At 66.8% G+C, this 24,285-nt stretch carries 28 protein-coding genes and 1 tRNA gene; 2 read left to right on the top strand and 27 right to left on the bottom strand.

Annotation, left to right across the window (positions count from 1 at the left end):
• Positions 1-24: 24 nt before the first annotated feature.
• The 20 genes from HDA30_RS08675 to HDA30_RS08770 all read right to left on the bottom strand — a co-directional run bounded on the left by HDA30_RS08675 (position 25) and on the right by HDA30_RS08770 (position 15,879).
• Entirely contained in the window at positions 25-489 is a 465-nt protein-coding gene (locus tag HDA30_RS08675) for an NUDIX hydrolase (RefSeq protein ID WP_102708823.1), read from the bottom strand.
• 756 nt (positions 490-1,245) lie between these two features.
• Positions 1,246-2,187 (bottom strand): cation diffusion facilitator family transporter, encoded by a 942-nt coding sequence (locus HDA30_RS08680; RefSeq protein WP_088477524.1) that lies wholly within the window; start codon positions 2,185-2,187, stop codon positions 1,246-1,248.
• A gap of 2 nt (positions 2,188-2,189) precedes the next feature.
• The gene (locus tag HDA30_RS08685; protein WP_246418733.1) at positions 2,190-2,573 is read right to left on the bottom strand and encodes an ArsR/SmtB family transcription factor; all 384 of its coding nucleotides are present in this window, start codon (positions 2,571-2,573) and stop codon (positions 2,190-2,192) included.
• 142 nt (positions 2,574-2,715) lie between these two features.
• Positions 2,716-3,345: a LysR substrate-binding domain-containing protein gene (locus tag HDA30_RS08690; RefSeq protein WP_088477526.1), complete on the bottom strand. Its 630-nt coding sequence runs from the start codon at positions 3,343-3,345 to the stop codon at positions 2,716-2,718.
• On the bottom strand, positions 3,294-3,776 hold the full coding sequence (locus HDA30_RS08695) for a hypothetical protein (protein ID WP_180971856.1): 483 nt from the start codon (positions 3,774-3,776) through the stop codon (positions 3,294-3,296). Before HDA30_RS08695 ends, HDA30_RS08690 begins: the two co-directional genes overlap by 52 nt.
• 44 nt (positions 3,777-3,820) lie before the next feature.
• Positions 3,821-3,894: transfer RNA gene (locus HDA30_RS08700), tRNA-Cys, on the bottom strand.
• A gap of 15 nt (positions 3,895-3,909) precedes the next feature.
• Entirely contained in the window at positions 3,910-4,428 is a 519-nt protein-coding gene (locus HDA30_RS08705) for a carboxymuconolactone decarboxylase family protein (protein WP_088477527.1), read from the bottom strand.
• A gap of 13 nt (positions 4,429-4,441) precedes the next feature.
• Complete coding sequence (locus HDA30_RS08710) at positions 4,442-4,813, bottom strand: ArsR/SmtB family transcription factor (protein WP_102708274.1); 372 nt, start codon at positions 4,811-4,813, stop codon at positions 4,442-4,444.
• Between the two features lie 35 nt (positions 4,814-4,848).
• Positions 4,849-5,514, bottom strand: coding sequence for a DUF8185 domain-containing protein (locus HDA30_RS08715; RefSeq protein WP_088477529.1), 666 nt, complete (start codon positions 5,512-5,514; stop codon positions 4,849-4,851).
• Between the two features lie 52 nt (positions 5,515-5,566).
• On the bottom strand, positions 5,567-5,872 hold the full coding sequence (locus tag HDA30_RS08720) for a metal-sensitive transcriptional regulator (protein WP_088477530.1): 306 nt from the start codon (positions 5,870-5,872) through the stop codon (positions 5,567-5,569).
• A 10-nt stretch (positions 5,873-5,882) separates the two neighbouring features.
• Entirely contained in the window at positions 5,883-8,120 is a 2,238-nt protein-coding gene (locus tag HDA30_RS08725; RefSeq protein ID WP_180971855.1) for a heavy metal translocating P-type ATPase, read from the bottom strand.
• 70 nt (positions 8,121-8,190) lie between these two features.
• Positions 8,191-8,790, bottom strand: a complete 600-nt coding sequence (locus HDA30_RS08730; RefSeq protein WP_088477531.1) for a YdhK family protein — start codon at positions 8,788-8,790, stop codon at positions 8,191-8,193.
• A 97-nt stretch (positions 8,791-8,887) separates the two neighbouring features.
• The gene (gene fdxA, locus HDA30_RS08735; protein WP_088477532.1) at positions 8,888-9,217 is read right to left on the bottom strand and encodes a ferredoxin; all 330 of its coding nucleotides are present in this window, start codon (positions 9,215-9,217) and stop codon (positions 8,888-8,890) included.
• Positions 9,214-10,491, bottom strand: a complete 1,278-nt coding sequence (locus HDA30_RS08740; protein ID WP_221419067.1) for an MFS transporter — start codon at positions 10,489-10,491, stop codon at positions 9,214-9,216. Before HDA30_RS08740 ends, fdxA begins: the two co-directional genes overlap by 4 nt.
• Before the next feature lie 3 nt (positions 10,492-10,494).
• Positions 10,495-11,640 (bottom strand): FAD-dependent oxidoreductase, encoded by a 1,146-nt coding sequence (locus HDA30_RS08745; RefSeq protein ID WP_088477534.1) that lies wholly within the window; start codon positions 11,638-11,640, stop codon positions 10,495-10,497.
• A gap of 46 nt (positions 11,641-11,686) precedes the next feature.
• Complete coding sequence (locus HDA30_RS08750; RefSeq protein WP_006214162.1) at positions 11,687-12,040, bottom strand: metal-sensitive transcriptional regulator; 354 nt, start codon at positions 12,038-12,040, stop codon at positions 11,687-11,689.
• A 66-nt stretch (positions 12,041-12,106) separates the two neighbouring features.
• Complete coding sequence (locus HDA30_RS08755) at positions 12,107-12,358, bottom strand: YHS domain-containing protein (protein WP_006213356.1); 252 nt, start codon at positions 12,356-12,358, stop codon at positions 12,107-12,109.
• A 53-nt stretch (positions 12,359-12,411) separates the two neighbouring features.
• On the bottom strand, positions 12,412-14,682 hold the full coding sequence (locus HDA30_RS08760; RefSeq protein ID WP_184241853.1) for a heavy metal translocating P-type ATPase: 2,271 nt from the start codon (positions 14,680-14,682) through the stop codon (positions 12,412-12,414).
• A 46-nt stretch (positions 14,683-14,728) separates the two neighbouring features.
• Entirely contained in the window at positions 14,729-15,544 is an 816-nt protein-coding gene (locus tag HDA30_RS08765) for a hypothetical protein (RefSeq protein WP_081304908.1), read from the bottom strand.
• A gap of 125 nt (positions 15,545-15,669) precedes the next feature.
• A complete protein-coding gene (locus HDA30_RS08770) occupies positions 15,670-15,879 on the bottom strand; it encodes a heavy-metal-associated domain-containing protein (protein ID WP_006213359.1) in 210 nt (69 codons plus the stop codon).
• Positions 15,880-16,564: 685 nt separating this feature from the next.
• On the opposite strand from HDA30_RS08770, the gene HDA30_RS08775 reads away from it, so the two are divergent.
• Positions 16,565-16,861, top strand: coding sequence for a serine/threonine protein phosphatase (locus HDA30_RS08775; RefSeq protein WP_158492407.1), 297 nt, complete (start codon positions 16,565-16,567; stop codon positions 16,859-16,861).
• Positions 16,862-16,879: 18 nt separating this feature from the next.
• On the opposite strand, the gene HDA30_RS08780 is transcribed toward HDA30_RS08775, so the two are convergent.
• The 6 genes from HDA30_RS08780 to rpsF all read right to left on the bottom strand — a co-directional run bounded on the left by HDA30_RS08780 (position 16,880) and on the right by rpsF (position 22,087).
• Positions 16,880-17,608, bottom strand: a complete 729-nt coding sequence (locus HDA30_RS08780) for a formylglycine-generating enzyme family protein (RefSeq protein ID WP_223246359.1) — start codon at positions 17,606-17,608, stop codon at positions 16,880-16,882.
• Positions 17,609-17,905: 297 nt separating this feature from the next.
• Complete coding sequence (gene dnaB, locus HDA30_RS08785; protein WP_158496869.1) at positions 17,906-19,309, bottom strand: replicative DNA helicase; 1,404 nt, start codon at positions 19,307-19,309, stop codon at positions 17,906-17,908.
• 844 nt (positions 19,310-20,153) lie between these two features.
• Positions 20,154-20,621 carry a 50S ribosomal protein L9 gene (gene rplI, locus HDA30_RS08790; RefSeq protein ID WP_158496870.1) on the bottom strand — a complete coding sequence of 156 codons (468 nt, stop codon included), beginning with the start codon at positions 20,619-20,621 and terminating at the stop codon, positions 20,154-20,156.
• A gap of 28 nt (positions 20,622-20,649) precedes the next feature.
• On the bottom strand, positions 20,650-20,889 hold the full coding sequence (gene rpsR, locus HDA30_RS08795) for a 30S ribosomal protein S18 (RefSeq protein ID WP_158496871.1): 240 nt from the start codon (positions 20,887-20,889) through the stop codon (positions 20,650-20,652).
• Positions 20,890-21,086: 197 nt separating this feature from the next.
• Positions 21,087-21,692 (bottom strand): single-stranded DNA-binding protein, encoded by a 606-nt coding sequence (locus HDA30_RS08800; RefSeq protein WP_158496872.1) that lies wholly within the window; start codon positions 21,690-21,692, stop codon positions 21,087-21,089.
• 89 nt (positions 21,693-21,781) lie between these two features.
• Positions 21,782-22,087 (bottom strand): 30S ribosomal protein S6, encoded by a 306-nt coding sequence (gene rpsF / locus HDA30_RS08805; protein WP_158496873.1) that lies wholly within the window; start codon positions 22,085-22,087, stop codon positions 21,782-21,784.
• Positions 22,088-22,245: 158 nt separating this feature from the next.
• On the opposite strand from rpsF, the gene HDA30_RS08810 reads away from it, so the two are divergent.
• Positions 22,246-22,926 carry a DUF1697 domain-containing protein gene (locus HDA30_RS08810; protein WP_184241855.1) on the top strand — a complete coding sequence of 227 codons (681 nt, stop codon included), beginning with the start codon at positions 22,246-22,248 and terminating at the stop codon, positions 22,924-22,926.
• On the opposite strand, the gene HDA30_RS08815 is transcribed toward HDA30_RS08810, so the two are convergent.
• On the bottom strand, positions 22,832-24,067 hold the full coding sequence (locus tag HDA30_RS08815; RefSeq protein WP_184241857.1) for an endonuclease domain-containing protein: 1,236 nt from the start codon (positions 24,065-24,067) through the stop codon (positions 22,832-22,834). The two genes, HDA30_RS08810 and HDA30_RS08815, sit on opposite strands and share 95 nt — an antisense overlap.
• Positions 24,068-24,285 lie beyond the last annotated feature (218 nt).

Here is a 24,285-nt window from a genome sequence, read left to right on the forward strand (position 1 = left end):
ACGGTGCGCCCGTCACCGGCCGGTTCAGTTCGTGAACCCGTAAGCCGTGTCCATCGGGAGCGAGCGGTCGCGAAGGCCTGCAAGGACGATCCGTTCATAGGCCGGCACAAGATCGGGCAGGTCGGTGAGCGGGAACCATCTCAGATCGGAGGTCTTCTCCGGCTCGCAGATCCGCGGCTCCCCCATCCACTCTTTGCAGGTCCAGAACCAGTCCACACGCTGCTCACGCGTCAACCCGACGCCGTCCGTGCGCTGCATGACCGTGACCAGCTCGAGGCCAGCGGAGGCAATGTTCACGCCTAGCTCCTCCCGTGCTTCCCGGATCGCGGCATGCCGGGCCGTCTCCCCCGGCTCGACGTGGCCAGCTGCACCCGCAACCCAGAACCCGTCCATGTACCCGGTCTTCTGGCGACGTTGCAGGAGCACCTCGGGCCCCCGAAGCAGGAGGACGTAGGACGCCGCCACGAGCGCGAAGGAATGGTCAGCCATATAACCCATCCTCGCGCTCTTCACCGGCAGGCTGCGCACAGCTGATGGACTCGCTCCTCTGGAAGCGCCAGCGAGCCGGGAGGGCGCCGCTCAGGTGTAGAGATGCAGCGAAGATTTCACACGACACGCGGTGAACCCTTCTCGGAGCAAAACCTTCAGCGGGGTCTGTGAAATGTACCCCTCGGCCGCCGAGAGAGTCATCAACGCCCAGGGTCAGTACATCTAGCCGACCACCCTGACCGCTGCGTCGCGGACATGTCCCAGGCGCGCGCCTGACAGTGCGCTCATGCCGGGAAGGCGATTCTGAGGCCGTGCCACCTGCCGCTCGACTTCCGCCTCAGGCACCGGGTGCAGAGGAGTCACCTCTCGTGGTCGACGGCGGGCTATCAGTCGGGGATGCTCTCGCGTGCAGCCTTGCGAATCTGTGCTGAAGCGTGCTGCGAGGCAAAGGTCAGCAGTTGAGAAACAGCTGGCGGGCGTGAAGCAGGAACTGGTGACAGCTGATCGTTAGTGCCGGGAGGCTGAGGATGAGTCGTTGGCGGCCGTGCATCCGGTGAGCAGGAAAGCACCGACCACGACGGTGATTGCAGCGGTTTTCGTTCCGCCGTACTTCGGGAATGGCCTGAAGTTTTTCATGGGATTCCTTCCCGTGTCTGCCCGTGGCGCCAATTGGCCTTACTACCCCATAGGGGTAGTGCCTACCTGCGTGACGCGGAAGCGCCCCCGCCCGGAACGAGCCCGGGAGGGGCACTGCGTTCAGTCGTGCTTGCTGATTTCCGGTTCATGTTCGGCAATGTGCTCGGTCTCGATCTGGAAGGTCGAGTGATGGATGGAGACCTCGAAGTGTCCTGCGACGCAATCTTTGATCTCGTGGAGCGTCTGCGCGGCACGACCGTCGGTGAAACACTCGTCCTCGACGACGACGTGGGCGGTCAGGATCGGCAGGCCGGTCGCCACAGTGGAGGCGTGCAGGTCATGGACATCTTTGACATGGTCAAGTTCGAGGATGTGCGAACGCACCTTGTCGAGGTCGAGGCCCTTGGGAGTGAACTCCATAAGGACGCCAGTGGTCTCGCGCATGAGCTTGAACGCGCGAGGCACGATCAATGCGGCGATAAGCAGTCCGGCGATGGCATCGGCCTGCATGAACCCGGTCGTGGCGATGACGATCGCCGCGATGATCACTCCGAGCGACCCGAGGGCATCATTGAGAACTTCGAGGAACGCGGCACGCATGTTGAAGTTCGAGCCGCGGCTGGAGGCGAGGATGGTGATGGCGATGATGTTCGCGACCAGGCCGATGATGCCGAATATCAGCAGTTCGCTTGCGGGCACCTCCGGCGGCTCGAACAGTCGCCGGATGCCTTCGATGGCGGCGTAGGTGCCCACCGCCAGCAGCAGTGCCGACTGTCCGAGGGCTGCGATCACTTCAATACGCCGGAACCCCCAGGTGCGCTTGGAGTTGGCGGGCTTGAGCATCAGCGTCGCGGCGATCAGTGCGACCAGCAGGCCGGACGCATCGGTAATGGCATGGGCGGTGTCGGTCAGCAATGCGAGGCTGCCGGTGATGACCGAGCCCATGGCCTGGGCAACGACGATCGTCGCGGTGATCGAGAATGCGATCCAGAGTTTCTTGCGGAAATCTCCGGGGTGACCGGTCTCGCTGGCGGCGGGGCCGTGATTGTGTCCTGCGCCCATGTCTACTTCTTGTCCGTATCTGACGCGTGGTGGGTATGTGGGAGTCGCAGGTGCGTGCAGAGCAGGGCCTGCGTGCCGGTGGCATCGAGGAGGCGTTCGGCAGCGGCGATGAGGGTACGCAGGAGCTCGGACTGTGCCAGCGAGTACCAGGTGGAGCGCCCTTCCGGGCGCATCGTCGCCAGGCCGCACTCGACGAGGAAGCCGACATGCTTGCTCACCGTGGACTGGGCCAGGCCCATGTGCTCGACCAGGTCCCGGACCCGGTGCTCCCCGGAGGCGAGGTGCTGCACGATCGCTAACCTCGTCGGCTCCGCAAATGCCTGGAACAGGTGGGCGTACGCTACCGTCGCCACTTCGTCGAGGGTTGCCCCCTTCTCTTGAATCATCGCCATAAGCCGATCATATCGCTCTAGAGCGATATTGTCGAGTGTGATATGTCGCTCCGACGCGGAATGAAGCTCAGGGGTCCCGTCGCACCCGAGGATGGGCTACCTGGGGGATGGTCGGTCGCATAGCTGCAGTGGGAAGCTACGCCAGCTGACCATCGGCCCCGGTGGAGAGCAGGCGGGGTGGGGAGCCGATGTCGATGAGTCGGGTGAAGTAGTCCTGTGCGCAGGTGGCGACGACCCCCACCTGCGGGTGGCTCCTCCTCTGCCCTGGCCAGGTCAGCGCCACGGTCACCGGTGGGGCATCCTCGATGGGCAGATAGACCACCTCCGGCGCGCGGTGATTGTGCGTTGTCGCCTCTGCAGTGATGCCGATGGCGTCGCCGACAGCGATGCGGGTTAACCACTCGCCCGTGTTCGCCACCGAGATCGTGCGCGGCATGTGAGCAGTCGTACTCCACAGCTCCCCGGTGGCCGTCGGAGCGGTCGCGCAGACCGCCACCGGCCCGTCAGCGAGATCGGCTAGGGTCACCGACTCCTGCCGGGCACGGGAGTCGCTGCTCGTCACCGATACAACCAGGCGTTCGGTGAACAGCGGTAACCGCTCCAAACCCGGACCAATGGCACGTTTGGGTGGAGAAGAGCGGATGAGTGCGGCATCGATCGCCCCCGTCGCGCAGCGCCCAGATCGGGTCCGTCGGGCGACTGTATTCGATGAGCTCAGCGTGCCCGCGCTTCCATTCCTGGAACAGAGGCAAGGTGTGACGGCCAAAGCCGGCCCAGGCGCAACGGCACCAGGATGCGCAGTGAGGCCGTGGTGCGATCTTCCAGGTGAAAAGGCAGGTTTGAATCCGGTTCCGAGAAGGGCACATGGGCCTGGGTCCGACGATCAGACTCTGTTGTGAGCCGCGGCCCGCCCTCGCCCTCGCAACGTTCAAGTGAGTAGATCCTGGAACGGCCGAACTTCAGACGGATGCCGTAGCCGCCGTTGGGTCCGTCAGGCAGAAACTCTGCCCCCAATTCTTCGAGGGCGGCCCGCACACGCTCCTGCTTCTTCTCCGACAAGTCGTGTCGCCCCTTCTCGAAGTCGCGCAACTCTTCCTTGGTCACGTTGGCTTCGCGGGCGATATATTGGGCGCTCACCTTCACGAGGATGCGCGCGGCGCGTGTCATGTCCCCGTTGGAGATGTGCTGGCTCTCCATCACTCGCCTCCTGCGACGTGTGTCCTATTGGGCTCAGCGGGAAGTGGAGGTGCCTACGGGATTCGAACCCGTGTAAACGGTTTTGCAGGCCGCTGCCTATCCTCTCGGCCAAGGCACCAAGTCGCCGGCGAAGTCAGTCGCCCGGCGTGAGGCCAGCAACCAGGTTGAAGGCGCCGGTGAGAATGTTCAGCGACACGACCCCGACGACATCAGAGATCTCACGGTCGCTGTACCCGTATCCCCGAAGCTCGTCAATCTGCTCGTCGGTGATCGACGTAGGCTCACGGTAGACCTGGAGGCCGAGCGCGATCATCGCCGCGACCGGGCTGGTCATCGCCGTACCCTGCTGGGCGAGTGCGATCTCGTCATCGCTGACCCCGAGCGATCGTGCCGCGCTGATGTGCGAGGCCAGGCACATTCCGCATCCCTGCTTCGACTGCACGGCGATCGAAACGAGCTCGCTGACTTTACGGTCGAGCTTGGCGCGACGCATGGCTTTGCTCAGGTCGAGATAACCGCCGAGCACCGCCGGGGAGTGCGCCATCGTCGAGACCATGTCTCCGACCTGGCCGTGCCGCTCGACGAGATCGCCGAGCAAGTCTCGTGAGGCCCCCACTGCGGTCTCAGGGGTTAATCGGGAAAAACGGGGCATGATGCCTCCTCTGTCAGTTCGGTCGCAAGTTCGAGGTGGGAGAACCTGCACGAGTGCGTTCCTGCTGCTGATGTTCGGCATGGAAGATCGCAGCCTCAGCCAGCGCCCCGGCATGCACACCGTTCAATAGGTAGAAGTCGCGGGACTCGCGTCGCTGCCGACTCACGATCCCGGCCGACTCCAGGCGGTGAAGCTCGTGGGAGGTCTGGTCGACGGGAAGGTCGACGATGTCCGCCAGATGATTGGCAGAGACCTCGATGTCGCGAATGGCGAGGATCATCTTCACACTCACCAGATTCGCCAGCAACGCGAAGACTCCGACCGCCGCATTCAGATGCGGTGTGTCATACGTGGCGTGCGCGTGCTCAACCTCTTTCATAGTCATTAATACTACCCTATACCCCTATAGGGTATCAAGGGTTATTCAATCGATGTGACGGACTTGGAGACGCGTGGCCGGGTGCGGCGGATCGGGGTGAGGCCAGAGGCGACGGGTCCGCGCAGGAGCACGTGTCCAGTCGGGAGGGTCAACCGCGTCCAACGGCCGGCGGTTGAGATCGTGGCCCCGTTTCCTCGGCTGAGGAACCCGAAGACGTAGGCGGCGAACGCAACGCCTTGTGGCAGCGATGCGAGTGCCGTGTCCGGGGTGCCCCAGACCGTGCCCCGGATCTTGCGGACGACATCGTCGCCGGGTTTGTCGGGAAGTGCTTGGGCGACGGCCTCGATGCCGGCACGGGCGCTGCGCATCAGCGTCAGGCTGGTCACATCGGCAATAAGTCTCCACCCGTGTTGCGGGGGTTCGACGCTGGTCCAGGCGGGTGCCAGCGCGGTCTCCGGCAGCGCCAGGGTCAGGGGGTCGGCGGTCGCGGTCAGGGTGTCGACGGTGACGTCGCACTGCAGCTCGGGGTCGGAGCGGAGCGTGCGAAGGACGAGGATCGTAGGAGTGCGGTCGAGCGGGCCACGGGGCGTTAGCGCGGCTGCGGCCTGCAAGCGCACGCCATGGGCACCGGCCTGCGCGGCCCGCTGAGCGAAGGTGAGCGCGTCGCGGGCGGGCGGCGCGTCGGCGAGGATCAAGCGCGCTGGCATCCTGAGGGTTTGTGCCCGCCGTGTCCTGGAACGCGGTGGTCAGGGGCCGGGTTCAGGAGCGAACGAGCCGGTTGATGGCGTCGGTGGCTTCCTGGATCTTCTCGACGGCCGCCTCGTCGCTGAGCTTGGCGGCATCAAGCACGCAGTGCTTGAGATGGTCGTCGAGCAGACCAGTCGCGACCCCCTGGAGGGCACGGGTCAGGGCGGAGACCTGGGTGAGGATGTCGATGCAGTACTTCTCCTCATCGATCATCTTCGCGATCCCACGCGCCTGTCCTTCGATGCGCTTCATGCGGCCGAGATAGCGCTCCTTGTCGCTGATGTAGCCGTGCTGGTGGGAATCGTTATCGACAGACATGGGCATGTCCTTACTTCTGGCGCTCCAGGACGGAACGCGTGCTAGCTTCGGGTGTAAGGTCGATGCGCCGCAGCAGCTGGGCGTTGAGCGCGACAACCACGGTGGAGGCTGACATCAGGATCGCGCCGATCGACATTGGCAGGACGAGTCCCACCGGTGCGAGGATACCGGCCGCCAACGGCACCGAAAGAAGGTTGTAGCCGGCGGCCCACCACAGGTTCTGCTTCATCTTGCCGTATGCGCGTCGCGACAGCTGGATGATCGAGAGCACGCTGCGTGGGTCGGAACTGGCCAGGATCACCCCGGCCGAGGCGATGGCGACATCGGTGCCAGCGCCGATCGCGATGCCGACATCGGCCTGCGCCAGAGCCGGGGCGTCGTTGACGCCGTCGCCGACCATCGCGACCCTCTTGCCCTCTTCCTGCAGCTGGGAGACCTTCGCGGACTTGTCCTCCGGGCGCACGCCGGCGAAGACGCGGTCGATGCCGAGCTCCTTGCCGACCTCGTTCGCGACCGCCTCGGCATCGCCGGTGATCATGACGACCTCGACGCCGAGGGCGTGGAGGGCGTCGACGGCGTAGCGGGATTCTGGCCGGACCTCGTCGGCGAGCCTCAGCCCGCCGACCACCTGGCCGCCGCGGAGAACGTGCAGAATGATCGCGCCCTCGGAGCGCCATGCCTCGGCCGTGCCGACCTCGTGCTGACCGGTCTCCTCGAGCAGCCGGGGCCCGCCGACGCGGACCTCCTGGCCGGAGACGGTCGCAGTGACGCCGACGGCGGGCGAGGATGAGAAGCCGCTGGCCTGCTGGAGGGCAAAACCCTTGTCCTTGGCGGCGGTGACGATGGCCTTGGCGAGCGGGTGCTCGCTGTCGGCCTCGGCCGAGGCAGCGAGGGCGAGGACCTGGTCGGCGTCGAGTTCGCCGGTCGGCTCGACGCCGGTGACGGTGGGCTCGCCCTTGGTCAGCGTGCCGGTCTTGTCGAACAGGACCGCGTCGACCTGCCGCATGGACTCCAGCGCCAGGCGGTCCTTCACTAGGACGCCGCCGCGGGCGGCTCGCTCGGTGGCGATGGAGACGACCAGCGGGATCGCCAGGCCGAGGGCGTGGGGGCAGGCGATGACGAGCACGGTGATGGTGCGCACGACGGCCTCGTCGGGCATGCCGATGAGCGTCCAGACGACCGCAGTGACCAGCGCCGCGCCAAGAGCGAACCAGAACAGCCAGGCCGCGGCCTTGTCGGCGATCCGCTGGGCGCGGGAGGATGAGTTCTGCGCCTCGGCGACGAGCCGGTTGATGCCGGCCAGGGCGGTGTCGTCACCGGTGGCGGTGATCTCCACCCGCAGGCCGGAGTCGGTGGCGACGGTGCCGGCGGTGACGGTCTGGCCCTCGCCGCGAGAGACCGGGCGGGACTCGCCGGTGATCATGGACTCGTCCATCTCGGCGCGGCCGTCGACGATGGTTCCGTCAGCCGGGACGCTGCCGCCGGGGCGCACGAGGACCACGTCGCCCACGTCGAGGTCGGCTGGGGCCACCTTGACGACGTTCTCGCCCTCGACGCGCTCGGCCTCGTCTGGCAGCAGTGCCGCCAACGAGTCGAGCGCCGAGGTGGTCTGGGCCAGGGAGCGCATCTCGATCCAATGGCCCAGCAGCATGATTACGATCAGCAGCGCCAGTTCCCACCAGAATTCGAGCTCATGATGGACGAGCCCGAGCGTGGCGGCCCAGGAAGCGAAGAAGGCCACCGTGATCGCCAGAGCGATGAGCAGCATCATCCCGGGCTTGCGGGACTTCAACTCGCTGACGGCACCGGTGAGGAAGGGCCTGCCGCCCCAGACGTACATGACGGTGCCCAGTGCCGCGGCGACCCAGCCCGCCCAGCCGGGGACCTCGTAGCCCAGCAGCATGGCGAACATCGGTGAGAGGGCGACCGCGGGGATGGCGATGACGAGGTTGATCCAAAACAGTCGGCGGAACTGGCCAACGTGGTCCCCGTGCCCGCCATGGCCGCTGTGATCTCCGTACCCACCGTGCTGGGCATGCTCATCGTGGCCGCCGTGCTCGTCGAGGCCCGTGTGGCCTGAGTGCTGCCCGTGGTCCATGGCGTGGCCCTGATGCCCGGTGTGCTGACCCTCGCGCGTGCCGTGCGCATCCGCCGAGGCGTGCGCGGACACAGACCCGTGGTGATGCTCGCCGTGGGCGGGTGTATCGGTTTCGTGACCGTGATGCTGTTGTGAGTTCGGGTCCGTCATGATTCCTCTCCTCCGTCATCGAGCCAGGCCGATTGCCGCTCACCCGGTGGCCGGGCAAGCGAACGTCGGCTCAGGACGCTGGTTGGATCTCGCTCTCGACGACCCACTTGTGGTTCGTCATCTTCATGCCGTCCGTCTCGTAGTCGACCATGTAGACCGTCTCATCGGTGGACGAAGCAATGATGGCCTTTACGCCTTCCATGCCTTCCATGTGCTCGGCGAGCAGAGTCACCTCTGTGCCGTCGGCCAGGCGCGCGTCGCCGGCATCCTCAATTTCTTCCTGCACGACCCACTTGTGATCAGTGACGGGGTCGCCGCCACCTGCGGGCGTGTAGTTCACGGAGTACGTGTACGTGTCGAATGCGCCGGAAATCGTTGCTGTAGCCCCTTCCATGCCTTCCATGTGGTCGGCCGTGAGCTGCACCTCGGTACCGACAGGGTAGGTGGGCTCACTGGCTTCGGCGATACCCTCGGGTGCCGGTCCGCCGTCCATCGGGTGCTCCATCTCTTCATCACCGCTTTCTGCGTTGTTGCCGCCGTGGCCCTGATGCTCCTCAGTAGCCGAGGGGTCGGTCTGCTGGTTGTCGTCTGCTCCGCTGGCGCAACCGGCGAGCACGAGCGCCACTCCGAGGGCTCCCGCTGCCAGTCCTGTTCGCAGTCTCCTCTGCATGTCATTTCCTTTCATCAATATGCCTACCCTATACCCCTAGGGGGTACTAGTCAAGACTTGTGTGTTGTGTCGGTATGGATCAATCGGAAACCCCTTCTCAGAGGGTCTGCTCGTGTTGGATGGGCAATGCGGCGATGAGGGGATGGTCGAAGCCCGTCGGTCCGGTCTTCGCGGCTCCTCCGGGAGAACCCAACTCGTCGAAGAACTCGACGTTGGCCTTGGAGTAGTCAGACCATTCGTCGGGCAGGTCGTCTTCGTAGTAGATGGCCTCGACGGGGCAGACCGGTTCGCAGGCTCCGCAGTCGACGCATTCGTCGGGGTGGATGTAGAGCGAGCGTTCGCCCTCGTAGATGCAGTCGACAGGACATTCGTCGATGCAGGCGCGGTCCTTGACGTCCACGCAGGGAAGCGCGATCACGTAGGTCATGGCTGCTCCTCTCGGTCGGGTGCGGATCGGCGGTGAGAGCCGGTGGGAGGCTCGGGGAAGTCGTCAGCCTCTGCCGGGCCTGCGGCCGGGTGCGGGATGCGCAGGCGCAGGACGGTGGCGACGAGGCTGAGGGCGATGATGATCGCACCGAGGATCGTCATCGTCCTCGACAGGGTGAGCACCGGCACGAGCAATCCGGCGACGATGGTGGGCACGCCGAATGCCAGGTAGGCAACTGTGTAGATCACAGCCATCACGGCGGCGCGTTCCGACGATGCCGTGTGGGGCATGAGTGTGCGCAGTACCCCGAGGAACGCTGTGCCGAACCCGGAACCGACGATCGCGACCGAGGCGACATAGGCTGGGTAGGAACCGAGTGCGAGGGCGCCGATGCTCACTGCGGTGCCGAACGCCAGGGCACTGGTCGCATACAGGCTGATGGTGCGGGCGGAACGCCGCTGTAGGACGGAGGAGGCGGTGACTCCGGAGATCGCCAGTGCGAAGAGGACGATCCCAGCTTGGGTGTGCGTGGAGCCCCCAAGCTCACTGCCGACGAGGTCGGCTCCGAGCGCAAGGAAGAGTCCGTTGGTCGCCCACCCGGCGATGATCACGGGCACTCCGACGGTGAACATGCGGCGTAGGTGCGGTGGCACGGTGAACCGCGGACGGAGGTCGCCACGTCGTATCTGGGTCTTCGGGACCAGTTCCGGTGTGCTCCACACGACCGTTGCCACGATGAGGAAGGCAAGCACGAGCGACCCGAAGACGGCAGTTGTCGGTTCGGAGGTGAGATCGAGGAGAAGTGCAGCACCGAGAGCCCCGGCCCCAAGGCCAATCATCGGGCCGATCGTGTTCCACAGGGCTGCGATGTTCCGATGTGACGGGGACTCGAAGTCGATCATCATCGCCGACAGCGCCGGGATCAGCAGACCCGCTGCGAGCCCTTGCAAGGCTCGGGCGACCAGGAGCGCCGCGAGGCTACCGGCGAACCAGAACATGGCCACGCTCAGCGCCAGCGCCAAAGAACCGGCGGCCACGACCGGACGTCGGCCGACGTGGTCGGAGAGTGGTCCGAGGTAGAGCAGCGCGGCCAGGAGGGTGAAGGTGTAGACCGCGAACACGAGTGTGGTGGCGACGGGGATGAGTCCGAGCCGTTCGGCGATCTGGGGATAGAACAAGGACGGCGCGCTGGCAGCGGCCATCATGAGAATGGTCGCTGCCAGCGAGAGCACGAAGCCCCACCGTGGGATCTGCCTAATACAGTCTCCCGCCATTGCCTATGCCCGCACGCCGTGGAGCTGCTGCCCCCACTGGTAGACGGTGCCGACTGCGTCGATGCCAGTGACGCCGACGACGATGCCGTCGATCTCGTGGCGGACGATGAACTCCTCACCCGCTTCCAGGTGGGCGTCTGCGCCGGCTGTGTACCCGACTCCGGAGATCATCTGACCGTAGACCATTGCCATGTAAGGGCTGCGTGGCAGGTAGGCGCCCGGATCGTCGCTAACGCCGAGGTCGTGCAATGCGGCCCGCGCGGCATGCGCACCCTGTGCGGCGGCGTCTTCCCAATGGTCGATGCGCCAGGCGTCCAGTGCTTCGTCGTGGTGCGTGGCCACGCCTCCGGCTGCGTAGACGTGGTCTGCCGCGGCGCGGAGGTGATCGTCGACGTCGATACCGTTCGTCCACGGTGACGGGGCTGCGGGCGTCGTGCCGAGCGCGAGGAGAAGGAAGTCAGCCACGACGGGATTTCCGTCGTTGAGGGTGATGGTGACACCGGATTCTGTTTCGTCGACATGCTGGAGAGTGCGACCGAATCGGGCCTGCACCTTGGCGGCATGGTCGGCGGCGAGGCGCTCAGCCACGGGCGCCCCAAACGCTCCGACGCCGGGAACTGAACTGCGGGAGACCAGCGTGACCATGTGTCCGTCGGCTTGCAGAGACGAGGCCGTCTCGGCTGCGATGATTCCACCGCCGTAGATCGCTACCCGCGCGGGTCGCCCCAGTCCGGTCAGCAGCTTTCGGATGCCCAGGGCATCCCCCACGGAGTGAAGAGCGGTGACCCGCCCTTGTCCGGCGTCGTCGCCGCCGAACACGTCAGCGGGCAGGGAGCGGGGCATGCTCCCGGTCGCGACGATGAGCGCGTCGTAGGAGACTTGTGCGCCGGAGGTCAACTGGGCCTGCTTCGCCGAGGTATCGACTTTAAGCACGGTGTCGGCGATGACCTCGATCTGAGGCAGCGGGAGCTTGATCATCTCCGGCGGTGTCTGACCGAACGCGATTCCCTTGATGAGCATCCGCGTATAGGGCGTCTCCCCGGTGCGGGTCACCAGCGTCACCCGGACATCGTCGCGTGAGGCGAGAGTGCGGGCGGCTGCGGCCCCGGCTGCTCCCGATCCGAGGATGAGGACGTGCTGTGGGGTCATAGAAGAACTCCTGGATGCTGGTCGTGATCGAACTGATGCGCCGGCGTCAGGAGCGCACGAGGCGGGCGATGGCCTCGGACGCCTCGCCGAGCCTCTGCTCGCTGACTGGTCCGCCGGCGAGTGCGGCGTCGAGGACGCAATGCTTGAGGTGATCGTCGAGCAGGCCGAGGGCGACGTTTTCGAGTGCCCTGGTGACTGCGGAGATCTGGGTGAGGATGTCGATGCAGTAGCGGTCCTCGTCGACCATCCGATCGATGCCGCGGATTTGGCCTTCCAGGCGGCGCAGGCGATTGCGGTACTTCGTCTTATCGCTGATGTATCCGTGGACGGACGCGTCGCCGTCGCCTCCTGCGGGGCAGGTGTCGAGATGGGTTTCGGTGGTGGGAGTCGTAGTGGTCATGTCGGCTCGCTCCGATCAGGTGGCGGGGTGCCGCAGCGGTGCCGCGGCACCCCGCACGCTGGTGGATTACGCCATGTTGGCGGCGTACTTGGCTGGGTCCGAATCGAACGCGGGCCCACAGCCAGCGCAGCAGAAGTAGTAGCGCTCATCCTCGAAGTCGCGGTAGAGGCCGGCGGCCTCGGCGGTCTTCTTGCTGACCGGGGTGCCGACCATGACCGGGCAGGTAGTCATGTCATCGGCGCCCCCGCCAAGAAGGTTCTCGCGTCCACCGTTCTCCACGGCCGGGTTGGTCTCGTTCGTGCTGCAGCAGCTGCTCATTCTCTGGTGTTCCTTCGTTATTGGATTCGTGTGGATGGGTGGGTTCTCGTACGTCACTTCGAGGCGACGCTCGTGAACCCGCGCAGGCGGAGGCTGTTGCCGACGACGAAGACGCTGGAGAACGCCATCGCCGCACCTGCGAGCATGGGGTTGAGCATGCCGAGCGCAGCGACCGGGATCGCGGCGGTGTTGTAAGCGAATGCCCAGAACAGGTTGGTCTTGATCGTCGACAGGGTCTTCCTGGACAGGCGGATCGCGTCGACGGCGGCCCGCAGGTCACCGCGCACGAGCGTGATGTCGGAGGCCTCGATCGCGACGTCCGTGCCGGTGCCCATCGCGAGGCCCAGGTCGGCCTGCGCGAGCGCGGGGGCGTCGTTGACGCCGTCGCCGACCATCGCGACGATCTTGCCCTCTTCCTGGAGGCGGGTGACGACGTCGACCTTGTCCTTGGGTAGCACTTCGGCGATGACCTCGTCGATGCCGACCTCGGACGCGATCTGGCGGGCCACGGCCTCGTTGTCACCGGTGAGCAGCACCGGGGTCAGGCCGATCTCCTTGAGCCCGCGGATCGCCTCGGCGCTCGTGGGCTTGACGGTGTCGGCGACGACCAGGATGCCACGCGCAGCACCGTCCCAGCCGATCGCGACGACCGTCTTGCCCTCGCCCTCGGCCTGGGCCTTCGCCTGTGCGACCTCCGGAGAGAGCTTCTGCGACCAGTCCGCCAGCAGAGACTCGCGGCCGACGACGACCGGGGTCTCCTCGACGATGCCCTGCACGCCCTTGCCCTCGACATTGGCGAAGTCCTCTGGAGTAGGCAGCTGGCCGACTTCCTGGGTCGCGCCCTTGGCGATCGCCTGCGCAATCGGATGCTCGGAAGAGTCTTCCAGTGCACCGGCGAAACGCAGCAGCTCCGCACGATCCACACCGGGCTCAGTGATCACGTCGGTCAGAGTCATCTTGCCGCTGGTGACGGTGCCGGTCTTATCGAGCACGACGGTGTCGACCTTGCGAGTGGACTCCAGCACCTCCGGACCCTTGATGAGGACGCCCATCTGCGCACCGCGCCCGGTGCCGACGAGCAGCGCGGTCGGGGTTGCCAGACCCAGCGCGCAGGGGCAGGCGATGACGAGCACGGCGACCGCTGCGGTGAACGCGGCGGCGACGGGGAACCCGCCTCCCAGCCAGGCGCCGAGGGTGATGAACGCGACGACGATGACGATCGGCACGAAGATGCCGGAGATGCGATCGGCCAGACGCTGCACCTCGGCCTTGCCGGTCTGCGCGTCCTCGACGAGCTTCGCCATCTGTGCGAGCTGTGTGTCCGAACCCACACGAGTCGCCCGCACGACCAGGCGGCCGCCGGCGTTGACGGTGGCACCGGTGACCGAGTCGCCCTCGCGGACCTCGACCGGCACGGACTCGCCGGTGAGCATCGAGGCGTCCACCGCGGAGGAGCCGGAGGTCACGAGACCGTCGGTGGCGATCTTCTCGCCTGGACGGACGATGAACTCGTCGCCGACCGCCAGCTCAGAGGTGGGGATCTTCACCTCTACGCCGTCGCGGAGTACGGCGACTTCCTTCGCGCCCAGCTCCAGGAGGGCGCGCAGCGCGGCCCCGGCCTGGCGCTTGGATCGCTTCTCGAAGTAGCGGCCGGCGAGGATGAACATCGTCACGCCCGCGCCGACTTCGAGGTAGATGTTCGCCGCGCCATCCGACGGAGCGATCGTGAACTCGAAGGGGTGCGTCATGCCGGGAGTGCCGGCAGTGCCGAGGAAGAGCGCGTAGAGCGACCAGAGCAGTGCGACGGAGGTGCCCATCGAGATGAGCGTGTCCATCGTCGCCGCACCGTGCTTGAGGTTTGTCCACGCCGCCTTGTGGAACGGCCAAGCTCCCCAGATGATCACCGGTGCGGCCAGGGCGAGTGAGGCCCACTGCCAATACGTGAACTGCAGCGCGGGGATCATCGCCATCGCGATTACGGGAACAGTGAGCACGATCGCGCCGATCAGCCGATGCCGCAGCGAGGTGAGCTCACTGTCTTCCTCCTCCCCGGCCTCGGTCTCCGACGTGTTCGCCGTAGTGTCCTTGGGCTTGGGCAGTGCGGCCGTGTACCCGGTCTTCTCGACCTCGGCGACCAGCAGTGACGGATCGTAGCCGGCAGGCACGGTGACCTTAGCCTTCTCAGTGGCGTAGTTGACGGTGGCCGCGACGCCATCGAGCTTGTTCAGCTTCTTCTCGATCCGGTTCGCGCAGGAGGCGCAGGTCATCCCGCCGATCTCCAACTCGATGTCCGGCCCACCCGTTGGGGGCGCTGATGTGCTCATCCTCTTCCTTCTTTCTCAGCTCTCGTGCGACGCCGGGCCCTGCGGGTCAGTGGCCGTCGGAATGCGAATCGTCTGTCTTCGTGCCGTCACCATGCTCGGCGTCGATCACGAACTCGGCGGTGTGCACCTGCCCGTCGACCTGGAAGTCCAGGTAGAGCAGGTAACGGTCGGCGGTCGGGGCCTCCGCTGCGAATCCGATGTCGGGTCCGGCCGTGTCCCCGGCCTGGGGCTGGTCGCCCTCGGCGTGGACGTGCAGGTAGGCGAGGTCACCCTCGCGCAGCGCCACTAAGTGGCCGAACGCGCCCAGGTAAGGCTCCAGCGTGGTCACCGGCTGACCGTCACGCTCGACCGAGATGGTGAGCTCGCTTGAGGTGCCCGCAGTGAGGTCGCCGTTGAGGGAGACGGTGTATCCGTCGACCTCGTCGGTGGGCTGCGCCTCGGTCTCGACAGGGGTGAAGTCGCCCGCGACCTCGATTGCGCGGGTGAGAGTGATGCCTTCGGCTTCCTCGCCCGCGGGTGTGAAGTCGGCGTACACGCGGTAGGTGCCCGCCTCGTCCCAGGTCCACGGCACCGACCAGGTGCCTGTGCTCGTGTCGAGTTCGGGGTGCACGTGCTGGAAGCCGGCGCCGTCGGTGCGCACGGCGATCAGGTGCAGGTCCTTCTCGTGCGCGGTGGTGTATTCGGTCACCGGTTCGCCGGACTCGTCGAGGATCTGGAAGCTCAGGTCTCCATCCTCGCCTGCGGCCGTGGGGGCCTGGACCGGAGAGAGCACGAAGCCGTCCGCGCTTGCGGAGACCCCGTTCAGAGCGGGCTCCGCGGTTTCCTGCGCAGCGTCGCCGTGCCCTTCACCGTGTGCGTTCACGCCGCTTCCTTCTGCCCATGCTGCTGCGAAGCTATCGGGAATGACGGCGCCGGCGAGGCCGAAGGCCCCGCCGAACGCCACCACCAACCCGGCCCCGTAGAGCGCGAGCCGTCCTCCGGCCTTCATCAGACGCGCACCGCCGAGTAGCCGGCCTCCTCGACCGCCGCGAGGACCTTGGCGTCGTCGATCTCGCCCTCGGCGGTGACGTTGAGCTTGCCGGTCTGCGCGCTGACTTGGATGTCCTGGACGCCGGGGATCTCGCTGACCTCCTCGCGGATCGACATCTCGCAGTGGCCGCAGGTCATGCCCGTCACCTGGTAATCGTTCGAAGCCATCAGGTGTCCTCCTTGTATGTCGGGTTGTACGTCGGGAGTACCCCTACCGGGTACGTGTACTAGTCAAACGTATACCCATGTCAGGTATTCCGCAAGGAGGGAGGCGATCGTGTGAGCTGCATTGCGCAAGTGCTGCAAACAATGGTTGGAGCGTCCGAGGTGTGCCTTGTGGTGCACCGATGCTGCGGGGCGATCCGCTGGGTTCTGGCGCTGCGCGTCGGAGAGTAGTGACCCCTCGGCTCATCAGAACCGTGGACTGCCTTGCCGCATCGACGAAGGCAGCGAAGACTGGTACGAAACCGACTCGCGCCCAGACCCGTCAGTGAGTGGGGTCAACGCTCGGGAAGCGCGGTGCCGGAGACCCCAGGCAGGGGTCTCTGACGGTGACCCTGGTGAAGGCGCGCGGGCGCAGCAGCACGGGGACAGTCAGTGGCCGGGCCGATCCCGTGGAGGACGTCGTCACCCTCGGGGTTGTCGAGATGCAGCAAAGACTGCACGCGACTCGCCGTGAACCGTTCGGAGAGGGGGCGGGATCCGGTGTGTGAGGGAGCCTGGCCGGACGCCCCTGCCGTGCTGGGGCGGGGAGCAGGCTGGGGTATCGAGTCGACAACTCTAGGCTGTCACCGTGACCACTGTTTTAGATCACCTCCGCGCTGATGACCGCGAGCACGTCGGGTACATCGAGATGACCGACGAAGGCCTCTTCATCCCCTACGACCTCCTGCGTCGGCGATGCGGTGAACCCATGGAGTCGACCGAGGCCGAAGAACTGCTTGACACCGTCGGTTTGCAGGCGTTGGGCGAACAGTGGCTGCTTCGCACCGAGGGTGACGCATGGGTGCCCGTGGGCATCCAGGAGTTCTCACGAGAGGCCGTCACAGTGGCGCCGCGGCTCGATGACAGGGCGGTGGCCAAGGCGCCGGATCTCACCGCGACGGTGATGTTGTCGTTGCCGACGGATCGGCTCCGTTCCGCCGAATGAGGCTGGGCGGTTCCCTTCTCAGGCGAAGATCTCCCGCAAGGGTGTCCACCCCACGGGAAGCGGCCCGCAGATGGCGGCTCGTTGCCTGTCTGCCTCATGGGACCAGCCCTGAGCTTGTCCCGGGCTGCCGACCAGACCCCGGGCCAGGCGGAGTCCCACGTCCTCCAGGACGGCGTCCGGGGCGCTGCCCCGGCGCACTGAGGCGCGCACGCTCCAGGGTTCATCCGCCCAGCCACCCCCGCGCAGACTGCGGTAGTCGCCGTAGCGGGCGGGATCGGCGTAGTCCCAGCACCATTCCCAGATGTTGCCGAGCATGTCGTGCAGACCGTGCGGGTTGGCTTTCTTCATGCCGACGGGCTGGGGGCCCTCAAGGTGGTCGAGGCTGGTCCAGGCGATGTCTTCAAGCGGCCCGTAGGTGGGCGAGGTCGTTCCGGCGCGGCAGGCGTACTCCCACTCGGCCTCGGTGGGCAATCGGTACCCGTCAGCGCTCGTGTTCCAGGTGACGGAGCGTCCGTCCCCAGCATGCGTGTAGGCCGGCTGCAGCTCTTCAGCATTGGATAGCTCGTTGCAGAGGTTGATGGTCTCGAACCATGTCAGAGGCGTGAGCGGGCGTCCGGTGCTCCGGTCACGGAGGGGGTGCACGGCCATCTCGAAGGGCTCCAGTTCCACATCCCGTGTGGTCCCGCGACGGGCGTCACGCAGGGTGATTTTTCCCGAAGACAGGGTGGCCATGGAGGGCTGGTTCATGGCGTCAGCGTCGCACACGGGCTGACTGGAGAACCACGAGCTGCACCCGGACAGGGTTCAACTGTCAATACCTAAGTGGCTCGTGGTCGTATGAAACATATTTGCGCGTTTGTGAAATCTTCGCTGCATCTCGACAGCGTGACAGGTGTCAAGCCTTCAGGCGCCGAGGCGGGTATGCAGCATATTGGCGCGTTTGTGCAATCTTCGCTGCATCTCGACAGCGGCGGTATGCAGCATATTCGCGCGTTTGTGCAATCTTCGCTGCATCTCGACACTTGCTCACTGAGCGGGCGGGCCTCAGAACCCCCCACCCCCACCATCATCAGCGAGGTTGTTGAACCTCGAGTAGTGCCCCTGGAACCCGACCGCCAGGGTCTTCGTCGGGCCGCCACGGTGCTTGGCGATGATCATGTCGGCCTCGCCCGCACGCGGGGACTCCTTGTCGTACACGTCCTCGCGGTGCAGCAGGATCACCAGGTCCGCGTCCTGCTCGATCGAGCCGGACTCGCGCAGGTCCGAGATCTGCGGCCGCTTGTCCGTGCGCTGCTCCGAGCCGCGGTTCAGCTGGGACAGCGCGATCACCGGCACCTCGAGCTCCTTCGCGAGCAGTTTGAGCGCGCGCGAGAACTCCGCGACCTCCTGCTGGCGGCTCTCCACCTTCTTGCCCGAGCTCATCAGCTGCAGGTAGTCGAGCACCACCATCTTCAGGTTGTTCTTCTGCTTGAGCCGCCGGCACTTCGCGCGGATCTCCATCATCGACATGTTCGGGGAGTCGTCGATGAAGAACGGCGCATCGTTCAGCCGTCCGACGGTCGCCGCGATCTTCGACCACTGGTCGTCGCGGATCGTTCCTTTCTTCAGGTCCGTCATCGAGATCGTCGCCTCGGCCGAGAGTAGCTTCATCGCGATCTCGTTCTTGCCCATCTCGAGCGAGAAGAACACCGTCGTCATGTTGTTGTGCAGCGCGGCCGACCGGGCGAAGTCCAGCGCGAGCGTCGACTTGCCGACCGCCGGGCGCGCCGCGATCACGATCATCTGCCCGCCATGCAGGCCCTGCGTCAGGTCGTCGAACTCGTAGAAGCCCGTCGGCACGCCCGTCAGTGTGCCGTCGCGGTTGCCGGCCGCCTCGATCTCGTCGACCGTGTGCTCCATGATGTCGGCCAGCTGCACATAGTCCTCGGCCTGCCGGTTCTCCGCGACCTTGTAGATCTCCGACTGGGCCTCGTTGACGATCTCCTCGACCTCGCCGTCACCCTTGTAGCCCAGCTGCGTGATCTTCGTGCCCGCCCCCACCAGACGACGCAGCACGGCCTTCTCCGCCACGATCTGCGCGTAGAAGCTCGCGTTGGCCGCCGTCGGGACGGACTGGATCAGCTCGTGCAGCACGCCCGGCCCGCCGACGCGGCTGAGCTCCTGGCGTTTCTGCAGCAGGTCCGAGACGGTGACGGCGTCGGCCGGCTCCCCCCGGCCGTAGAGGTCCGTGATGGCCTCGTAGATCATCTCGTGGCTGGGCCGGTAGAAGTCGTGCCCGCGCAGCAGCTCCACGACGTCCGCGATCGCGTCCTTCGAGAGCATCATCCCGCCGAGCACCGAGCGTTCCGCCTCGAGGTCCTGCGGGGGCATCACGCCGCGCTCGAAGCCGCTCGACTCGTCGTAGCCGCCGCGCCCGTAGTCGCCCTGATCCCCGTACTCGTCAGCCATCGTCCAGGGATCTCCTCGTCGCGCTCTTCTCGGATGGGGGCGGGCCGTCACCGTGAGGCACCGAGGTGCCCACGACGGTGCCGACATGGCCCTCGGGACACCCACGTGGCCGGGGCGGCCCGCCGCGCCGTCATGCAGGTCGCAGCACGGCGAGGCCCCGGTCTCTCCACGGCGGATGGGCGCCGGCCTTCATGGTGGTCACCGACCGGCCAATACCCGCTCTACCACGTGGGGATAGTGGGGACAGTACACAGCCTCGAGGGGCCTCACAAGCGAGTTATCCACAGGCAGTGTGGATGTGCTGTGGACTGCGCGGCGTGTCGCGGGGATCGACTGGGGACAACCCTGTGGGCAGGTCTGGGGTCCGCGCGGAAACATCGCTCTGACCTGCAGTGATGCAGAATCACACCTGTGGGAATCGGTGGATTCCTGTGAGTTTCGATCGCCTCAACCAGCGCTTGAAGCCGCGTTGACCGAGGGGGATTCGGCTGGTAAAAGCCCACTGTCCACACGGATGTCCACAACATCCCCAGCTGTGGACAACATCTGTGGAGAAGTCACGACGATCTGGGGACGAACGAGTTGACGCAACACCACCGGGCACTCCCGCCCGCTCAGCGCGGCGTGTCGCCGACCTGGCCCACACCGGCGTCACCGGAATGAGTCCTGTCCCGCCCCGACCACACCGATCACCGCCCGCGACGAGGACGCGGAGGCCGAGCGCGGTGCACCCGGGAGAGCAATGCAGAAGCCCCGCATACAACAGGGGCCCCGCAATCGTCATGACGACGATGCGGGGCCCCTGGGGTGGCCTCACACGCGGTGAAGGCTCAGAAGCGAGCAATCACTTCTTCTTCGAGCCCTTCGCGGCGACGACCTGCAGTTCGACGTCGGCGACGACGTCCTCGTGCAGGCGGACCTGGGCGGTGTGGTGGCCCACGGCCTTGATGTGCTGCGGCAGGGTGATCGAGCGCTTGTCGATGCTGCCGAGGCCGGCGGCCTCGACGGCCTCGGCCACGTCGGCGGGCTTCACGGCGCCGAACAGGCGGCCCTCGGAGCCGGCGGTGCGCTCGAGGCGCACGGTCTGGCCCTGCAGCGTGGCCGCGAGAGCCTGCGCCTCCTCGAGGTTCGCCACGGCCCGGGCGGCACGAGCGGCCTTGAGCTGCTCGATCTGCTTCTCGCCGCCCTGCGTCCACACGGTCGCGAAACCGCGGGGCAGCAGGTAGTTGCGTGCGTAACCGTTCTTGACCTCGACCACGTCACCGGCAGTGCCGAGACCGGTCACTTCCTGGGTCAGGATGAGCTTTGCCATCGGTGTCTTCCTTCCTCGACTCGCTCGATCAGCCGCGGCCAGCGCCGGCGTACGGCAGCAGGGCCACCTCGCGAGCGTTCTTGATGGCCTGAGCGATCTTGCGCTGCTCCTGGACAGTCACGCCGGTCACACGGCGCGCACGGATCTTGCCGCGGTCCGAGATGAACTTGCGCAGCAGCGCGGTGTCCTTGTAGTCGACGACGGTGACGCCGGCGGCCTTCAGCGGGTTGGACTTTGGTTTGGGCTTGCGGATTTCAGCCTTTGCCATCGTGGTGCTCCTTGATGCCTCTGGAGCCCGCAGAACGGTTCTGCGGGATGGGATGCGCCCGGCCCCGGCGGGGCGGACGCGGTGCGCGGCGACGGGGCCGCCGCGCGGTGCGGGCCGGCCGTGCGGCCGACTCTCCGGGATGACGCCCGGACGTGGATGTCCTGAGTGAAACGCGGTGCGCCTGATCCCTCTCGGGATCAGAACGGCGGCTCGTTGGAGGCCGGGGTGTCCCAGCCGCCGCCGCTGCCCGACCACGGATCGGCCGGGGCCGCGTTGCCGCCGCCCTGCTGCGGCTGGTTCCAGCCGCCCCCCTGCTGGGGTGCGCCGAACCCGCCACCGGGCTGACCGCCGCCGAAGCCGCCGCCCTGCGGACCGCCGGACTGGGGGCCGCCGAAGCCGCCACCGCCCTGCTGACCGCCGAAGCCGCCGCCTCCGCCGCGCTGGGTGCGCGTCACCTTGGCGGTGGCGTAGCGCATGGAGGGGCCGACCTCGTCGACGTCCATCTCCCAGCTGGTGCGCTTGTTGCCCTCGCGGTCCTCGTAGGAACGCGACTTCAACCGGCCCTGTGCGACCACGCGCATGCCCTTGGTCAGGGACTCCGCCACGTTCTCTGCGGCCTCGCGCCAGATCGAGCAGCGCAGGAACAGGGTCTCCCCGTCCTTCCACTCGTTGTTCTGGCGGTCGAACGTGCGCGGCGTCGACGCGACGGTGAAGTTCGCGACGGCCGCCCCGTTCGGGGTGAAGCGCAGTTCCGGGTCGGCGGTGAGGTTGCCGACGATGGTGATGACGGTCTCTCCGGCCATGGTCACTCCTGTGGTCGATGTGGTGCAGGTGTACGCCGGCGCGAGCCGGGGACGTGCCGAATGCTCTCAGGCCATCCGGAGACGAGTGCTCACTCGGCGGAGACCTTCTGCTCCTCCGGGCGGATGATCTTGGTGCGCATGATCGTCTCGTTGATGTTCAGGACGCGGTCCAGCTCCTGGGAGGTGGCCGGCTCTGCGGTGAAGTTGACGACGGCGTAGATCGCCTCGGACTTCTTCTGGATCTCGTAGGCGGTCTTGCGACGGCCCCACACGTCGATGTTCTCGACGGTGCCGCCGTCCTTGGTGACGACCTCGAGGAACTTCTTGAGGGTCGGCTCCACGGTGCGCTCGTCGATCTCGGGATCGATCAGCACCATCAGCTCGTAAGCACGCATGTGAACCCACCTCCTCTGGGCTTGGCGGCCGCGGTCTCTCCGCGGCAGGAGGTTCTGTGCTCGTCCCGCGCGTGTCGGTCCGCGCTCTTCAGCGGCACACGTGAGACTGGGCGATCTTATCATCGCCCTTCCGCCCGTGGATCGGTGAGGATGGGCACATGAGCACCCACGATGACGAGCCGGACGGCGCCCACACCCACGTCCTGCTGCTGCGCGGCGTGAACATCGGCGGCAGGAACAGGACGCCCAAGGCCGAGCTCGCCGCGCTGGCCGAGCGGGCCGGCGCACGCGAGGTGACCGTGTACCTGAACTCGGGGAACGTGCTGTGCCGGATGCCCGGCGAAGAGGACTCGGCGGCAGGGGTCGCCGAGCGACTGCGCCGCCTGCTCGCTGAACGTCTGGGGGTGGACACGAGCGTGCACGTGGCCGCGCGTGAGGAACTCTCCGGGCTGCTCGACGTGCTCGCCGGCTCCGAGCTGTGCGGGGCAGACGAGGGGCTGGACGAGCTCGACCCGAAGCGCGTGCACCTCGTGCTGTTCGGCCGCGCCCCCGATGCCGACGCCGCGGCTGCGCTGCAGGAGCCCTCGTTCCAGGCCGAGAGCTTCGGCCCGGACCGCTGCCTCGTCGCCGGTCGCGGCGTGTGGATCCGCTATGCGGCGGAGTCCAGGTCCTCGAGGCTGACGCTGCCGCGGCTCGAGCGGCTGCTCTCAGGGGGCGGGCACGGCGCCGACTCGGGCCCGGACCTCATCGGCACGGCCCGGAACCTGCGCACGGTGCGCGTGCTGGCCGGCCGGCCCGAGCCGAAGATCGACCTGCCGTCGCTGCCGTCACTGGCCTGAGCCGGCGCTGCCCGGACAGCTCCGACCGCCGGCCCATGCCAACCCGCCCCTCAACCGGCCCACCCATCGCGTGTACAGCTGTTCCAGCACCGGGCGCTGATGCGTGGATGATCTGTGCACGCGTTCCTCCACGACGGCTCCGCGGTCGCCGCCCGGCCTGCAGCACCTGCCCTCGATTCACCCCCCGCAGGGCCAGCAGACTGCGCAGCCGTCGCACGAACCGCGCCCACCCCTGCGGAGTGAACACGTCCTTGTCGACGCGCAGCACCTCCCAGCCGGCGGCCCGCAGTCGTTCGTCTCGGCGCATGTCCCGGCGCACCTGCTCCGGGCTCGAGAAGTGGTGCGCTCCCTCGTACTGGACCGCGATCCGCGCGCGGTCGTAGACGAGGTCCACGGGCGCACTGTCGACCACCCGGCCCCGCGCGTCGACCTCCAGCACGATCTGCGGATTCACCAGCGGCTCCGGCAGTCCCTCCCTGACGATCCACCGACGCAGCCGCGTCTCCCGTGGAGAGTCCGAGCGCGGACGCAGGTGCTCGAGCGCTTCCCGCAGCAGCGGCACCCCCGCCACGTTCGACCGCTCGTCCACCACGGCGCGCAGCTCCTCGACGGTGGCGAGCGGATTCTCGCCGAAGGCCAGCGGCGGCCGAGGTGCCCCGTCGGAGCGCTGCAGCAGCGAATCACCCGCCTCGATGAGGGCCTCGAGCCGCAGACCGCATGACGGCAGGTCCGTCCACGTCCAGGCCGGGTTCGTCACCCAGAAGCGCCCGTCGGCAGGCCCGATCTCGACCAGGCGCCGGTCGCCGATCCGCAGACGATGGCCCACGACCCCGGTGATCCGCGGTGCACCCCTGCCTGCCCAACGCGAGAGATGTGGCCGCACTCGACGCCCCTCCGGCAGCCACATGCCCCAGACCTGAGCCGCCGACTCATGGCTGACGATCAGGCTCCGGTCCCCCTGTGCGTTCGCGACGGCCAGGTCCCGAGGCGTTGGCGGCTCGTCCCTGCGTGCGCGTATCCCGCGGTTGGGCACCCTCAGATCGACACGACGGGACCGGCTCGTCTGGAGCCCGGCCCGGGCGAGCCGAGCGACGGGAATGGCCGTCTCGGGGAACAGGGTCAGGGGGTCGTCGGGACGCATGAGGACAGTCCACGCCGCGCCGACCCAGATGCGCGCCTCCGGGCCCCGCGAGGTCGGCGGGTCCAGGGACGGGGCCGTGAGGTCGGCACCTGTGCAGGAGCCCCGGGACGCACGGAGGCGGTCCTCTCAGCACCTCACCACTCACCATCCGTCACGGATCGTGTACAGCTATGCCAGGAATCCAGGCGCATTTCTGGAACAGCTGTACACGCACGACA

It is taken from the genome of Micrococcus cohnii (genome assembly GCF_014205175.1).
In the GTDB taxonomy this organism is placed as follows: domain Bacteria; phylum Actinomycetota; class Actinomycetes; order Actinomycetales; family Micrococcaceae; genus Micrococcus; species Micrococcus cohnii.